A 14,373-nucleotide genomic window follows, 5' to 3' on the forward strand; every position below is an offset into this window, starting at 1 on the left:
CGGTCCAGGAGACACTGCTGCTCACCCTGTACGCCCGAGCACTGGACAGCAAGGCACCGACGCCGATCCTCGGTGACACCATGGCCGCGACGGTCGCCGACCGCATCGCCGAGGACACCGGTTACGACTTCGCCAAGCTGAAACTCAAGCCGAGCCTCATCGCCGGCACCGCGCTGCGTGCCCGGAAGCTCGACGACGTCATCCGCCAGTTCCTTGCCACGCACCCCGGCGCGGTCGTCGTCGACCTCGGCTGCGGCCTCGACACCCGATCGGCCCGCTGCGCTCCACCCGACCACGTCGACTGGTACGACGTCGACTTTCCCGAGGTCACGGACCTGCGCCGGCGGTACCTCCCGGACCGGTCACACCTGGTGCCCGCGGACGTCACCGACCCCGGCTGGGTACAGGCCCTGCCCGCCGCCCGGCCCGCCATGATCGTGGCCGACGGTCTGCTGCCCTTCCTGCCCGGCGACTCGTTCCAGGCCATGATCCGCCGGCTGACCACGCCCCGGAAGCGGCCGCGTTCCCGCAACCCCTGCGCGCGCTCACCAGGCTCATGGCCCGCAGCACCGCGCTGTCCCGCCAAGGCACGCGCATCCTGCACTACCGATTCTGAGCCGGGCCGGCCCGGGCATCGAGCTGGGCGCCTGCGCATCGTGCCTGGCCCAGCTGGTCAACGCGATCGGGGCGATCCGCACCGAACCGGGCGGCTCGGCCTGGCGGCAGACGATCTTCCACCGGTTCGCGCTGATGCGCCGTCACGGCCGCGGCGTCGTGCTGCGGCCGGTGATCACGGCGCCGAGCTACGAGAGCCGCGTTCGGCGCGGGTCTCCGTCCTGGACGCCGTGGCGGTGCGCGACGACGACGGGGTCGCGATCTTCGCGGTCAACCGCGACCAGCAGGAGCCGAACACCGGGGCGAACCCGGCCCGGGTGGTGCCACGCACGGGCGAAAGCCGGCCGGTCGGCGGCGGTGAACTGGTGATCACGCTGCCGCGGCTGTCGGGGAGCCTGAGCCGGGGACCTCACGTCGTGCAGGTCAGCCCGGTCAGCGGCTGGGCGTCGCCGGTCACGACGGCGCCCCACGTGGTCGTCGCGCCCGGGGCCAGCGTTCCGTTGTAGCTCTGGTTGGCCGCCCGCACCTGCTGGCCGCTCTGGGTCACCACGGCGTTCCACGAGCTGGACACCCGCTGGCTGCCCGCGAAGGAGAACGACGTCGCCCAGCCCGTCAGCGGCACCGAACCGGTGTTGCGCACCGTGACGTCCAGCTGGTGACCGCCGTTCCACGAGCCGGTGACCGCCGTGGTGGCGGCGCACGACGCGCCGGCGGGTGGCGCCGAGGTCGTCGTGGTGGCGGGCGGAGTGGTGGTGGCCGTGCCGCCGTCGGTGGTGTACGTGACCGGGGTGTAGGCCGCCGCGCAGCCCGAAAGGCATTGGTCCGGCAGGGAGAACCGGTACACGCGCCCGTTGTTGACCAGCGTGTCGGCGGCGTCCCGGACGCGGACCGCGTACGACGTTCCCGCCGTCGTGGTCGGGCCGATCAGGAACGACTGTCCCATGTCGCTGTTCGGCTGGGCCTGCTGCCAGGTCCCGCTCGCGTCGAGGTATTCGACCCCGTGGACGCCGTTGGGCAGGTGCGAGACGGCGATCGCGGTCCAGTACCGCTGGGCGCCCTGCAGGAACCCGAACTTCAGGTCGCCGGTGTAGGCCGGGGCGGCGACGAACGACCAGGAGATGCGCCGGTTGTTCCAGTGCGCCGGGTTCATGTCCCCGACCGGGACACCGTTCTTGACGAACCGGTTGAGCGAGTCGGTCGCGAGGTCGAGGTGGCCGGGATCGTCGCGGCACCAGGCGTTCGCGTCGCCGCAGCTGTCGGCCACGACCATGGTCAGCTCCGCGCCGTCGTAGCCGTCCGCGACCCAGGAGCCGTTGCGGCAGAACGGTTGCCCTGGTGCGCCGTCGTTCGTCCCGGTGCAGTAGTCGCCGATCGTGACCCGCACGAACCGGCCGCAGTTGCGGCCGTTGTCCCACAGGCCGATCTTGCCGGCCTGCGACGGCGGCAGCGGCCGCGGGTAGAAGCTGTAGTCGCCCGGGGTGTTGTAGACGTTGAGGGCCACGAAGTCCGGCGAGTCGAGCACGGCCTGCGGCAGGCCGCAGCCGCCGTAGGGTGCGCCGAGCGCGTCGAAGTGGGTGGCGTTGCCGGTCATGGTCTCCGCGGGGGTGGCCGCCGACGGCCAGGCCCAGCCGACGCACAGGCCCAGCACCAGCGTGGCCACGGCGGCGAGAACGGCGGGGCGCGCGGCAGCCCGGCGGGAGGCGGAGCCCATGGGGCCCTCCTTCGCGACGACGACGTCTGGAAGCGCTCCCAGAGTGGCGTGCACCCAGCGGGTTGTCAACGGCCGTCACGTCCGGCGGTCCCCGGCTTCGCGGGCCGGCAACGGGTGCGCGCTCGGCGTCCAGGTGCAGGCCCGGTCGCGCAGACCCGCTCCGGTGAGCGCGCCGAAGTTCTCCGCGAACCCGGACTTCTCGCGCGCCGCCCGGAAGCGCGCGCCGATGTCGTCGGCCAGCTCGGCGGAGGCGTCTTCGGCCAGGACTGTCGCCGGGGCCACGACCTGGAACTGGTCCGGGCCGGCCTGGGCGCGCCTTCGGCCAGTGCCAGCGCGTTGAAGCAGTGGTCCCGGGCTCCACGCGAAGCCCGCCAGCTCGGCCGTGGGCGTGGCTGACCGCCGCTGGTGGGTGACACCCGATTGAGTGAATGTTTGTTTCCCGATACCGCGCGGCTTCCATTGATCAAAATGTGCCGGGGTAGTTTGCGGCGCGCACGGTCGCAAAAAACGGATCTATCCTCCGGCGACGCTGAAATCGATTCACGAACGCCGGAACCTCCCGTCCGGAACCGTGTCACCGGTTGCCCCGCAAGAGCCGAACGGGCTAACTTGTTTCTGCTACCGCGCCGGAACCATGATCAGGGAGGGCCGATGCGACAGTGGCCGGTGGGCTGCCGTGGCGCCACCGAAATCGCGATCACGGTCCGCCAGATCGACGATTCGGCCGTCGTCGTGGCGGTTCGCGGCGAAATCGACAGCACGAACGCCGAAGCGCTGTCCGGGGCCCTGTCCGCGGCGCTGCCGGGAACCGCGCGGATGATCGTCGACTTCGGCGAAGTCACGTTCTGCGGGAGCAGCGGCCTGCGGGTCCTCGTCCTCGCGCGGGAAGCCTGCGCCGCCCGCGGGACCGGATTCCTCGTGCTGCCGTCCCCGGTCGTCCGGCGCGCCGTCACGATGTGCGAACTCGACCGGGTCCTGCCACTGGCCTCCGAAGACGAAACGGTCACGACCCGGCTGACCGGCCACTCCTGACCGCCTCGCCGAACACGCCGCTTAACGGCTGCGCGCCCGGGTATGCCGATCATCCAGCGCCGCCCACCCGGGCGAACCAGCCGCGGTCCGCCGACGGCGCGTGCGGAAGGAAAAACCCATGTCCACCACCGCGAACACCCGGACCAGAACGCCCGTGCAGATCGCCGCCGTCGTCGTCTCGGCCGTCTTCCTGCTGGTCGGCGTGCTCGGGTTCATCCCGGGCGTCACCACCCACTACGACCAGCTCAGCTTCGCCGGGCACGACTCGATGGCCATGCTGCTGGGCCTGTTCATGGTCTCCGTCCTGCACAACATCGTGCACCTGCTGTTCGGGATCGTCGGCCTCGCCGCGGCCCGCACCGCCCGCGGCGCCCGGTTGTTCCTGATCATCGGCGGCGCCGTCTACCTGGTGCTCTGGCTGTACGGCCTGCTCATCGACCACGGCAGCGACGCGAACTTCGTGCCCGTCAACACCGCGGACAACTGGCTGCACCTCGTCCTCGGCGTCGGCATGATCGCCCTCGGCCTGCTGGCCGCTCGCGCGGGACGCCACGTCAGCGGTCCGCAGGCGGCCCGCGGCCCGGGACTCGGCTAGCCACGCGTGGTCATCCGGACGCCGGCGGCCGCCCACGACGGCCCGCCGGCGTTCCCTCGCCTGTCCACAGTGGAGTGAACAATGGTGCGGGAACGGCTGCGCGCGGTGGTACGGGCGGCCGCCGCGCGGTTCCGGCGCGCGCGGTGGGCGGTGGTCCAGACGGCGATCGCGGTGAGCGTGTCGTGGTTCCTCGCGCACGACGTGCTCGGGCACCCGCAACCGTTCTTCGCGCCGATCGCGGCGGCTGTCTCGCTGTCGGCCAGTGACGTGCTGCGCGGCCAGCGGGCGCTTCAGCTGATGAGCGGGGTGGCGCTCGGTATCGCGCTGGGCACGGCTGTCGAGGCGGTCGCGGGGACGAGCGCGCCGGCGTTCGCGCTCGCCGCGCTCCTGGCGGTGTACGGCGCGCTGGCGTTGGGCGGCGGCCCGTTCGGCCAGGGACTGATGTTCGTCAACCAGACCGCGGCGTCAGCGATCCTGATCCTGGCGCTGCACCGGCCCGGGTCCGGCACCGAACGGCTGGTCGACGCCCTGATCGGCGGCGGGGTCGTGGTGGTGATCGGCGTCCTGCTGGTGCCGGCGGACCCGCACCGCCTGCTCGCCGAAGCCGAGCGGAGCCTGTTCGCGGAACTGAGCGACGCGCTGGGCGGCCTGCGGCTCGACGATCCACCGTCGGCCGGCGACGCCGATCGCGAGCTGGCGGCCGGGCAACGCATTCACGCGCGGCTGGCGGCGCTGGCCCAGGCCCGGGAGACGGCACGGCAGGTCGTGCTGGTCGCCCCGCGCCGCCGGCGGTCGCGGGAGAGCGTCCACCGCGAGATCGCCCGGAGCAAGCACCTGACGTTGCAGGCCAACGCGGTGCTGAGCCTGGTGCGCGTGGCCCGCGCCGCGGTCGACGCCGGCGAGGCACTGCCGGAGGCGCTGGAGGAGTCGGTCGCGGAGCTGGCGGAGGCGTGCGGAGTGCTGGCGGAAGCCGGAAACGTGGACCGGGCGGTGGCGGCGGCGAGCCGAGCCGAGCGACGGCTGGACCCGGCCGAGCACGCGGGGCCGGGCTATCGCGGCCCGGCGGTGTACGCGGCACGCGCGTGCGCCCGCGACCTGCTGGCGGCGATCGGGCCGCCTCGCGGGTGATCAGCGGCCCACTCGGCCGGCACGAGGTCATGGTGGCCGGCTGGCCGACGTGGTTGGCGTTACGCCTTGTAGTGGGTCAGCTCACCTGCGGGACGCTGGGCCGCCCGGAGGCGTGAAGTCACCCGATCGGCGGATACGTCGAGGGCTTCCGGCTCTGGCGGCTCGGCGTCGGCGGTCGGAGACTGGAGGCAAGTCACGGGACTTTGGGCTGCGGCCCGACGCTGGTGGCCCAGGTTCGCGACCGGTTCAAACCGGAGCCCGTCGCGAACCGCTCCTTTCCGCCGCCTCGCCGGGCGCGACTCCGGCGCACTCCCTCGTCGTCCAGGCCGGACTCGATTCGCCGTGCCCGGGTTGCACACCCATACCCCCTAGGGGTACGTTGACGGCATGACGACCAGCACCTTCACCGTGACCGGCATGACCTGCTCGCACTGCGTGGCTTCCGTCAGCGAAGAAGTCGGCGCCATCGAGGGCATCACCGATGTCGCCGTCGACCTGCCCACCGGGGCTCTGACTGTCACCAGCGCCGAGCCGATCGACGAAGCGCGCGTCCGCGCCGCCGTCGAGGAAGCCGGCTACCAGCTCGCCGGCTAGGCCGGCGACCCGAAACCGAGGAAGTTGCCATGAACACCACAGCACGGCTGGCCGTGTTCGGGGGAGCGCTCGCCCTGCTGGCGGCGGGCGGGTTCGTCGCCGGGAAGACGGCGGGTCCGGTCGCGGCCGCGACCGAGGACCACGACACGGCCATGCCCGGCCACACGGAGATGGCGGCCACCCTGCCGGGCGGCCTCGCCTCGAGCCAGGACGGCTACACCTTCACCGTCACCGATCCGGGCCGGTTCTCGTTCACGATCACCGGCCCGGACGGCAAGCCCGTCACCGCGTTCGACGTCGAGCACGAGAAGAAGCTGCACCTGATCGTGGTCCGCCGGGACACGGCGGGTTTCCAGCACGTTCACCCGGCGATGGCGCCGGACGGGACGTGGAGTGTTCCGCTGACGCTGCCCGCCGCGGGTTCGTACCGGGCGTTCGCCGACTTCGCGCCCACCGGTGGGAAGCCGATGACCCTCGGCGCCGACTTCTCGGTCGCCGGGGACTACCAGCCCGCCAGCTACCCGCTCAGCCGCACCGCCCACGTCGACGGCTACACCGTTCAGCTCGACGGCGACTTGACCGCGGGGAAGACGTCGCCGCTGACCTTGAGCGTGAGCCGCGACGGCGTTCCCGTCACCGACCTGCAGCCGTACCTGGGCGCGTATGGGCACCTGGTCGCGCTGCGCGGCGGCGACCTCGCCTACCTGCACGTCCACCCGGACGGTGAACCCGGCGACGGGAAGACGCCGGCCGGTCCGCAGGTGAAGTTCGCCGCCGAAGTCCCGAGTGCCGGAACGTACCGGCTGTTCCTCGACTTCAAGCACGGCGACGTGGTGCGGACCGCCGAGTTCACCGTCGCGACGGCGGGGCGGCCGTCATGACCGAGATCGAGCTGGCGATCGGGGGCATGACGTGCGCGTCGTGCGCCAACCGGATCGAGCGCAAGCTCAACAAGCTCGACGGCGTGACCGCTTCGGTGAACTACGCGACGGAAAAGGCGCGCGTGCATGCGCCGGAGGGCGTCGATCCGGCCACGCTGGTGGCCACGGTCGAGGCCGCCGGGTACAGCGCGACGCTGCCTCAGCCGGAGAAAGCTGCTGAGTCCGATGTGGACGAGGCGGACCCGACGCGTCCGTTGCGGCAGCGGCTGATCACCAGCGCGGTGCTCGCCGTGCCGGTGATCCTCCTGGCCATGGTCCCGGCGCTGCAGTTCACCTACTGGCAGTGGATTTCGCTGACGCTGGCCGCGCCGGTGGTCACCTGGGGTGCGTGGCCGTTCCACCGCGCGGCGTGGACGAACCTGCGTCACGGCGCGGCGACCATGGACACGCTGGTGTCGATGGGCGTGCTCGCGGCGTTCGCGTGGTCGTTGTGGGCGTTGCTGTTCGGCACCGCGGGCACACCGGGGATGGTGCACCCGTTCGAGCTGACGATCGCGCCGTCCGATGGTGCGGGCAACATCTACCTTGAGGTCGCCGCCGGCGTCACGACGTTCATCCTGGCCGGGCGGTACTTCGAGGCGCGCTCGAAGCGCCGGGCGGGCGCCGCGTTGCGGGCACTGCTGGAGCTGGGTGCGAAGGAAGTCGCGGTGCTGCGGGACGGCGCCGAGGTCCGGATCCCGACTGCGGAGCTGGCGGTCGGCGACCGGTTCGTCGTCCGGCCCGGCGAGAAGATCGCCACCGACGGCGTGGTCGAGGCGGGCAAGTCCGCTGTGGACGCGTCGATGCTGACCGGGGAGTCGGTACCGGTCGAGGTCGGCGAAGGCGACACGGTGACGGGCGCGACGGTCAACGCCGGGGGCCGGCTGGTCGTGCGGGCCACCCGCGTCGGGGCGGACACGCAGCTGGCGCAGATGGCCAAGCTGGTCGAGGACGCGCAAAGCGGCAAGGCCGACGTGCAGCGGCTGGCCGACCGGGTGTCCGGGGTGTTCGTGCCCATCGTTATCGGCTTGGCCGTGGCCACCCTCGGGTTCTGGCTGGGCAGCGGCGTCGGGACGGCGGCGGCGTTCACCGCGGCGGTGGCGGTGCTGATCATCGCCTGCCCGTGCGCGCTCGGGCTGGCCACGCCGACGGCGTTGCTGGTCGGGACCGGTCGCGGAGCGCAGCTCGGCGTGCTGATCAAGGGCCCGGAGATCCTGGAGTCCACGCGCCGGGTGGACACGGTGGTGCTGGACAAGACCGGCACGGTCACTGCGGGCCGGATGACCCTGGTCGGCGTGCACCCGGCTGAGGGCGTCGAGGAGACCGAGCTGCTGCGGCTGGCTGGTGCGCTGGAGGACGCGTCCGAGCACCCGATCGCCGCGGCCATCGCCCGCGGTGCGCGGGAGCGTGTCGAGCTGCCCGCGGTCGAGGACTTCACGAACGTCGAAGGCCTCGGTGTGCACGGGATCGTCGAGGACCACGCGGTCTTGGTGGGCCGGACGGCGCTGTTGGAGGACTGGAGCCAGCCGCTGCCCGCGGACCTCGTCTCCGCGAAGGCGGCGGCGGAGGAGCGCGGGCAGACGGCGGTGGCGGTGGCGTGGGACGGCGCGGCCCGCGGAGTCCTGGTCGTCGCCGACACGGTCAAGCCGACGTCGGCCGAAGCCGTGGCGCAGCTGCGCGAACTTGGCCTGACGCCGGTGCTGCTGACCGGCGACAACACCGCCGTCGCCCGTGCGGTGGCGGCGGAGGTGGGCATCGACGAGGTGATCGCGGAGGTGCTGCCCGCGGACAAGCTGGACGTGGTGAAGCGGCTGCAGGACGAGGGCAAGGTCGTGGCGATGGTCGGTGACGGCGTGAACGACGCGCCGGCGCTGGCCCAGGCGGACCTGGGTCTGGCCATGGGCACGGGAACGGACGTCGCCATGGAAGCCGGCGACATCACCCTGGTCCGTGGCGACTTGCGTGCGGTGGCCGACGCGATCCGGCTGTCACGGCGGACGTTGCGCACGATCAAAGGCAATTTGTTCTGGGCGTTCGCCTACAACCTGGCGGCGCTGCCACTGGCCGCGGCGGGGCTGCTGAACCCGATGATCGCGGGAGCGGCCATGGCATTCAGCTCGGTCTTCGTGGTCGGAAACAGCCTTCGGCTGCGCGGCTTCACCTCACGGGCGGCTTGAGTCGTGGATGGGCCGGGCTGCTGCGAGCGGCCCGGCCCGCCCACCCGGTCGACTTGGTCGGGCGCGGGTTGTTCAGCCGCGGGCCGGGCGACTTCGGGCCGCCCGGCCCGCCCGCGCGGGGGTTGGCTTGGCGGACGGCTTGATCGGCGGCAGGCCGGGTGCCCCGCCCGCACTCGCCGCGGGTCGGCGTCGCAAGCGGCCTGACCGGCAGCCGGCCCGCCGCGGGCCGCGCTCAGGCACGTACCGTCACCGGGAACTTCGCCGGGCCGCGCAGGTTGATCCGGCCGTTCCACTCCAGGTCGCCGGCGAAGCCCAGCTCCGGGAACCGCTGCACCAGACGGCTCACCGCCACCTGGCCCTCCAGCCGGGCCAACGCCGCGCCCAGGCAGTGGTGCGGGCCCGCGCCGAACGACACCTGGTGGCGGGCCTCCGCGCGGTCCAGGCGCAGCCGGTCGGCGTCCGGCCCGAAGAAACGCTCGTCGCGGTTTGCCGACCCCAGGCACGCCAGCACGAACGTGCCCGCCGGGATCTCCTTGCCCGCCACCGGGTACGCCTCCGTCGTGACGCGGCGGGTCTGCTGCACCGGCGAGTCGTAGCGCAGGAACTCCTCCACCGCGTTCGCCGCCAGGTCGGGCCGCTCGCGCAGCAAGGCCAGCTGGTCCGGGTTGCGCAGCAGCGCGTTGACCCCGTTGGCGATCAGGTTGACCGTCGTCTCGTGGCCGGCCACGTACAGCAGGACCACCTGGGCCACCAGCTCGTCGCCGTCCAGGACCTGGCCGTCGTGCTCCGCCGCGATCAACGCCGTCAGCAGGTCGTCCGCCGGGTGCTCGCGCTTCCAGGCGATCACTTCGCGCGTGATCCCGGTGAGCTCGGCGTCGGCCGCCGTGATCGCGCGCGCCGTGTCCTCGTCGGCGACGATCTCCAGTGACCGCACCAGCGTTCCGCTCAGCTCGCGGATCCGCGAGTGGTCGGTCGGCGGCATGCCGAGCATCTCCGAGATCACCGCGAACGGCAGCGGGAACGCCAGCTCCTCGACGAGGTCCGACGCGCCTTTCTCGGCCATCCGGTCCAGCGCGGCGTCCACCAGCCCGGCGATCTTCGGTTCCAGCGCCGCGACCGCGCGGCGGGTGAACACCTTCGTCACGAGCGAACGCAGCCGCGTGTGGTCGGGCGGGTCGCGGTCGAGCATCGACCGGTTCAGCGCGCCGGCGTCCTCCTCGGCGGCGAAGTAGCCGAGCTGCTCGGCGAACGGGCCCTCGGCCAGGTTGGCGACGTCCACCGAGAGGCCGGCCTTCAGCAACGCCGAGACGTCCTCGTAGCGCGAGACGAACCAGAACCCCAGCGGGTGCTCCTGCACCGGGTCTTCGTCGCGCAGCATCTTGTACTGCTCGTACGGGTTTTCGAAGAAGCCGGGCGCGAACGGGTTGAACAGCAGCTCGCCGGGCTCGATCAGGTCGGTCATGGGAAACCCCCAGCTGTGGTGACCTACACCGTGTCGGTGACATACACAGTGTATGTCCTATGCTGTGCGCATGTCGACGGTCAAGAGCCGGCGGGAGCAGTACTCCGCGGCCACGCGGGCCGCCCTGCTGGCGGCGGCCACCCGCCGGTTCGCCGAGAACGGCTTCGCGGGCACCGCCCTGGAGGACATCGCCGCCGACATCCAGGCCACGCGCGGCGCCATCTACCACCACTTCGCGAACAAGACGGCGTTGTTCGAGGCCGTCTTCGAGCAGCTCGAGACCGAGGCGTTCGAACGGTCCGCCACCGCGGCGGCCCGGGCGCCGGACCCCTGGTCGGCGGCGTTCGCGGCACTCGACGCGTTCCTCGACCGCTGCTGCGACCCGGTGTACGGCAAACTCGTCTGGCGGGAGGCGCCGATCGCCCTCGGCTGGTTGCGCTGGCAGGCGGCCGAGGAGCAGTACGCGTACGGCCTGGTGGAGCAGCTGGTCAAGGCGCTGATGGACGGCGGCGACATCGAGCCCCAGCCCCTGGAGGCGACCACCCGGCTGGTGTTCGGCATGGTCGGCACGGCGGGGATGGCGCTGGCGGAGGCGTCCGACGCGGACAAGCCACGCGTCAAGGCGGAGTACGCCGCGGTCATCGGCCGGATGGCCGCCGGGCTGCGGGGCGCCTGAGCTACGAAGTCGGTGAGAAGATCACCGGCGAGGCGGGCGAAAAGCGGGTCGAGGGGTCCGTCGGGCGCCGATTTCGGAGCGTGACGCCGCGGCGATGGAAACGGGGCCGGTGGCCGTTTCTCGACATTTCCTGACCCCATTCGAGTTAATGGGGACACCGCCTGTAGCACTTGTGTGGTCCGTGTATGCTCCGACCACGCTTGACCGGGTGATCACTCACTCGAATCAGTGGCCGTCGTGGTCGGGGATCTTGGTCCCACGCGGTCCTGCCGTCACGGTTCGGGCTCGGATAGGAGATTTATGCAGGTCAGGTCCACTCTCGTGCGTGGCGGGATCGCGGCTCTCGCCGCGGCCGCCGCGGTGATGATCGGGTCGCCCGCGGCCCTCGCTGACGACGGTGCCGCACGCGGCCGGGTCGTCACGGACAAAGCCGGCGAGGCGAAGGCCACCGATGGGTACGCCCTCAACCTCGGCCTGGGCGACGTGCACTACATCGCGAAGCTCTTCGACATGAAGCTGTCGAAGGGTGGCACGCTGAAGCTCTACTGCGTGCAGCTCACGGTCGGCCTGCGCACCGACGTCGACATGGTCGAGCGGCCGTGGAACAAGTACCCCGCTCCCGGCCCGTTCAACACCAACAGCGCGAAGATCAACTGGGTGCTGCACCACGGCTACCCGGCCACCGGCCTCGACGCCCTCGGCAATGTGCTGACGAAGGCCGGCGTCGAGACGCACGACGGCATCTCCGAGCGCGAGGCCATCGCCGCGACGCAGGCGGCCGTGTGGCACTTCAGCGACGGCGTGAACCTCGACCTGGACAAGCCGCTGTCCGACCAGGACGACGCCGGCAACAACGCCGACGTGGCCGCGCTGTACAAGTACCTGACCGGTGACCAGAACAAGGGCATCGGCGAGCAGCCGAAGCCGACGCTGAACATCGCCGCGGACAAGACCGACGGCACGGCCGGCGGCAAGATCGGCCCGTACAGCGTCGCCACCACCGGTGACATCACGTCGCTGACCAGCCAGCTGCCCGACGGTGTGAAGATCACCGACAAGGACGGCAAGGAGCTGAAGGCCGCGGACGTCAAGGACGGCAGCAAGCTCTACGTCGACGTCCCGGCGGGCACCCAGCCGGGCAAGGGCGGCTTCACGCTCAAGGCCACCGGCGAGCTGGACACCGGCCGCCTGTTCGTCGCCGAGAACTACGCCAGGCAAGAAGCGCAGTCGCTGATCGTCGCCAGCTCGGAGAAGACCGAGGTGACCGCGAACGCGGCTGCCAGCTGGTCCGAGGCGGCGGCCCCGACGGCGACCACCGCGCCCAGCACCCCGGCCGGTTCGACCGGCGGTGGCGGCGAGCTCGCCAACACCGGTGTCGACGCGGCGGTTCCGTTCACCGTCGGCGGCTTGCTGCTCGGCGGCGGCGCGCTGATGCTGCTGCTGAACCGGCGCCGCAGCCGCGCGTGACACGCTGAACCACCGAACACCGGGGCCGGTCCACAGGGGACCGGCCCCGGTTTCGTCTCCGACGTTCGGATTGCGATCTTCGGGGCAAACCCGGCGAAACACCGCACATATTGGTCTAGACTTTTCGGCCGGACGCCGAAGGGACGAGACCATGCGCGGTACGACCGTTCCGCCAGGGACGCCCTGCCCGCCGCCGCGGGCGGGCGAGCTGCCGATGCACCGGCTGGAGGTGCCCGCGCCGCACGCGCCGCCGTTCGCCGTCGGCACGTTCGACGAGATCGGGCCGCTGTCGCGTGCGGAGTTCCCGCACCGGCACACCTTCCACGAGCTCGTCCACGTCACCGGCGGCACCGGCACGCACGTGGTGGACCTGGCGCGCTGGCCGCTGCGGCCGCCGCACCTGGGTGTCATCGCGCCGGGCCAGGTCCACCAGTGGGCGGAGGTGCGCGGCCTGACCGGGCACGTCGTCGTGTTCACCGACGACTTCCTCCTCGACCACCCGGGCGACCGGGAGCTGCTGCGGCGGCTGAGCGAACGGCCGTGGCTCGAACTGGACGCGCGCGCCGACGCCGCCGTCACGCGGCTGATCACCGATCTCGCCGACGAGTACCGCCGCGGCGGCGACCGCGCCGAGTCGGTCCTGCGGGCACTGGTGCACGTCCTGATCGTGCGTGCCGGACGGCTGCTGGGCACGCCGCCGCCCGCGCCCGCCCGGGCCGTGGCGGCCGAGTTCACCCGGCTCGCCGCGCGTCCCGATCTGGGGCTGTGGTCGGTGGCCGCGCACGCCGGACGGCTCGGCGTCACCCCGGGCCACCTGACCGAGGCGGTGAAGGCCGCGACCGGCCGGACCGCCGCCCAGCTGCTGCGCGAGGCGCGCGTCCGGGAGGCACAGCGGTTCCTGCTCCGCACGGACCTCACCGTGCGGCAGGTGGCCAGCCGCGTCGGATTCGCCGATCCGGCGTACTTCTGCCGGTTCTTCCGCCGGGAAACCGGGCTGAGCCCGGGCGATTTCCGCCGCGGCGGGGAGATTCACCACGACTGACCGAGTCCGTCCATCGTCGCGCACCCGGCGCGCTGCCTACGTTCGAGGGGATCCCCGACGCCCCCACGAGGAGCAGGCATGGACGAAGAGAACACGCTCAGCCGCAAGACGGTGCTGCGCGCCGCGCTGGCGGCCGGCGTCGCCGCACCGGTCGCGCTGATCGGCGGCCCGGCACTCGCCCGCACGACCGCCGCCGGCGGCCAGGCCCCCGAACTGACGCCGTCGTGCCACGACGGCGACGAGCCGACGATCGAGCAGACCGAAGGCCCGTACTTCAAGCCGAACTCGCCGGAACGGACCGACCTCGTCACACCCGGCACCCAGGGCACCCGGCTCACCGTGTCCGGGTACGTCTTCGGGCTGGCCTGCCGGCCGGTGAACCGCGCGCTGCTGGACTTCTGGCAGGCCGACGTCAACGGCGCGTACGACAGCGTCGGCTACACGTTCCGCGGGCACCAGTACACGGACGCGCAGGGCGCGTTCCGGCTGTCGACGATCGTGCCCGGCCTCTATCCCGGCCGCACCCGGCACATCCACGTCAAGGTCCAGGCACCCGGCAGGCCGGTCCTGACCACGCAGCTGTACTTCCCGAACGAGCCCCGCAACAACACCGACACGATCTTCGACGCGCGGCTGCTGATGACGGTGCGGGACAACGGTTCCGCGAAGGAAGGCGCGTTCGACTTCGTGCTGGACGTGCCCCAGGGCCCGACCACGTCCGCCCCGCCGTCGTCGGCCCCGCCGTCGTCGACCCCGCCGGGCGGCACGACGTGGGCGGCGGGCACGACGTACGCGGCCGGCGCCCGCGTCACCTACGGCGGTCAGGGCTACGTGTGCTTGCAGGGGCACACCGCCCAGCCGGGCTGGGAACCGCCGTCCGTCCCCGCACTGTGGCGGGCGGAGTGAGCGCCCGGCGTCCGTGAGGAGGGCGGGGTCCCGGTTCTGCACCCCGGG

Annotated in this window: 14 protein-coding genes and 1 pseudogene; 12 read left to right on the forward strand and 3 right to left on the reverse strand. The window is 72.1% G+C overall.

Annotated features, from left to right (window positions below; genetic code table 11):
* Nucleotides 1-80 precede the first annotated feature (80 nt).
* A pseudogene (locus BT341_RS47820) lies at nucleotides 81-440 on the forward strand (class I SAM-dependent methyltransferase); the annotation flags it as partial.
* Nucleotides 441-690: 250 nt separating this feature from the next.
* On the forward strand, nucleotides 691-984 hold the full coding sequence (locus tag BT341_RS47825; protein WP_425426472.1) for an alpha-L-arabinofuranosidase C-terminal domain-containing protein: 294 nt from the start codon (nucleotides 691-693) through the stop codon (nucleotides 982-984).
* Nucleotides 985-1,024: 40 nt separating this feature from the next.
* Here the strand turns inward: BT341_RS47825 and BT341_RS11890 are convergent, their stop codons facing one another.
* Both BT341_RS11890 and BT341_RS11895 read right to left on the reverse strand, forming a co-directional pair.
* Nucleotides 1,025-2,326 (reverse strand): cellulose binding domain-containing protein, encoded by a 1,302-nt coding sequence (locus tag BT341_RS11890; protein WP_072476348.1) that lies wholly within the window; start codon nucleotides 2,324-2,326, stop codon nucleotides 1,025-1,027.
* Nucleotides 2,327-2,401: 75 nt separating this feature from the next.
* Nucleotides 2,402-2,608 (reverse strand): hypothetical protein, encoded by a 207-nt coding sequence (locus tag BT341_RS11895; RefSeq protein ID WP_072476349.1) that lies wholly within the window; start codon nucleotides 2,606-2,608, stop codon nucleotides 2,402-2,404.
* A gap of 369 nt (nucleotides 2,609-2,977) precedes the next feature.
* Here BT341_RS11895 and BT341_RS45235 point away from each other — a divergent pair, with 369 nt between their 5' ends.
* The 6 genes from BT341_RS45235 (at nucleotide 2,978) to BT341_RS11925 (ending at nucleotide 8,772) form a co-directional block, all read left to right on the forward strand.
* Nucleotides 2,978-3,358 carry an STAS domain-containing protein gene (locus BT341_RS45235; protein ID WP_072476350.1) on the forward strand — a complete coding sequence of 127 codons (381 nt, stop codon included), beginning with the start codon at nucleotides 2,978-2,980 and terminating at the stop codon, nucleotides 3,356-3,358.
* Between the two features lie 118 nt (nucleotides 3,359-3,476).
* On the forward strand, nucleotides 3,477-3,953 hold the full coding sequence (locus tag BT341_RS11905; RefSeq protein WP_072476351.1) for a DUF4383 domain-containing protein: 477 nt from the start codon (nucleotides 3,477-3,479) through the stop codon (nucleotides 3,951-3,953).
* 81 nt (nucleotides 3,954-4,034) lie between these two features.
* The gene (locus BT341_RS11910) at nucleotides 4,035-5,081 is read left to right on the forward strand and encodes an FUSC family protein (protein WP_245804942.1); all 1,047 of its coding nucleotides are present in this window, start codon (nucleotides 4,035-4,037) and stop codon (nucleotides 5,079-5,081) included.
* A gap of 387 nt (nucleotides 5,082-5,468) precedes the next feature.
* Entirely contained in the window at nucleotides 5,469-5,675 is a 207-nt protein-coding gene (locus tag BT341_RS11915) for a heavy-metal-associated domain-containing protein (protein ID WP_072476352.1), read from the forward strand.
* Nucleotides 5,676-5,704: 29 nt separating this feature from the next.
* Nucleotides 5,705-6,556, forward strand: a complete 852-nt coding sequence (locus BT341_RS11920; RefSeq protein ID WP_072476353.1) for a hypothetical protein — start codon at nucleotides 5,705-5,707, stop codon at nucleotides 6,554-6,556.
* Nucleotides 6,553-8,772 (forward strand): heavy metal translocating P-type ATPase, encoded by a 2,220-nt coding sequence (locus BT341_RS11925; RefSeq protein ID WP_072476354.1) that lies wholly within the window; start codon nucleotides 6,553-6,555, stop codon nucleotides 8,770-8,772. The genes BT341_RS11920 and BT341_RS11925 overlap by 4 nt, the downstream gene beginning before the upstream one ends.
* Nucleotides 8,773-9,004: 232 nt before the next feature.
* Here BT341_RS11925 and BT341_RS11930 read toward each other — a convergent pair whose 3' ends face one another.
* The gene (locus BT341_RS11930) at nucleotides 9,005-10,234 is read right to left on the reverse strand and encodes a cytochrome P450 (RefSeq protein ID WP_072476355.1); all 1,230 of its coding nucleotides are present in this window, start codon (nucleotides 10,232-10,234) and stop codon (nucleotides 9,005-9,007) included.
* A 70-nt stretch (nucleotides 10,235-10,304) separates the two neighbouring features.
* Here BT341_RS11930 and BT341_RS11935 point away from each other — a divergent pair, with 70 nt between their 5' ends.
* From BT341_RS11935 to BT341_RS11950, 4 genes are all read left to right on the forward strand, one after another.
* Nucleotides 10,305-10,910 (forward strand): TetR/AcrR family transcriptional regulator, encoded by a 606-nt coding sequence (locus BT341_RS11935; protein ID WP_072476356.1) that lies wholly within the window; start codon nucleotides 10,305-10,307, stop codon nucleotides 10,908-10,910.
* Between the two features lie 300 nt (nucleotides 10,911-11,210).
* Nucleotides 11,211-12,377 carry a thioester domain-containing protein gene (locus tag BT341_RS11940; RefSeq protein ID WP_072476357.1) on the forward strand — a complete coding sequence of 389 codons (1,167 nt, stop codon included), beginning with the start codon at nucleotides 11,211-11,213 and terminating at the stop codon, nucleotides 12,375-12,377.
* A 151-nt stretch (nucleotides 12,378-12,528) separates the two neighbouring features.
* Nucleotides 12,529-13,419, forward strand: a complete 891-nt coding sequence (locus tag BT341_RS11945; RefSeq protein ID WP_072476358.1) for a helix-turn-helix transcriptional regulator — start codon at nucleotides 12,529-12,531, stop codon at nucleotides 13,417-13,419.
* Nucleotides 13,420-13,497: 78 nt separating this feature from the next.
* Nucleotides 13,498-14,325, forward strand: coding sequence for a dioxygenase family protein (locus BT341_RS11950; RefSeq protein ID WP_072476359.1), 828 nt, complete (start codon nucleotides 13,498-13,500; stop codon nucleotides 14,323-14,325).
* The last annotated feature ends 48 nt before the right edge of the window (nucleotides 14,326-14,373 follow it).

Origin of the sequence: Amycolatopsis australiensis (assembly GCF_900119165.1) — a bacterium.
In the GTDB taxonomy this organism is placed as follows: Bacteria; Actinomycetota; Actinomycetes; order Mycobacteriales; family Pseudonocardiaceae; genus Amycolatopsis; species Amycolatopsis australiensis.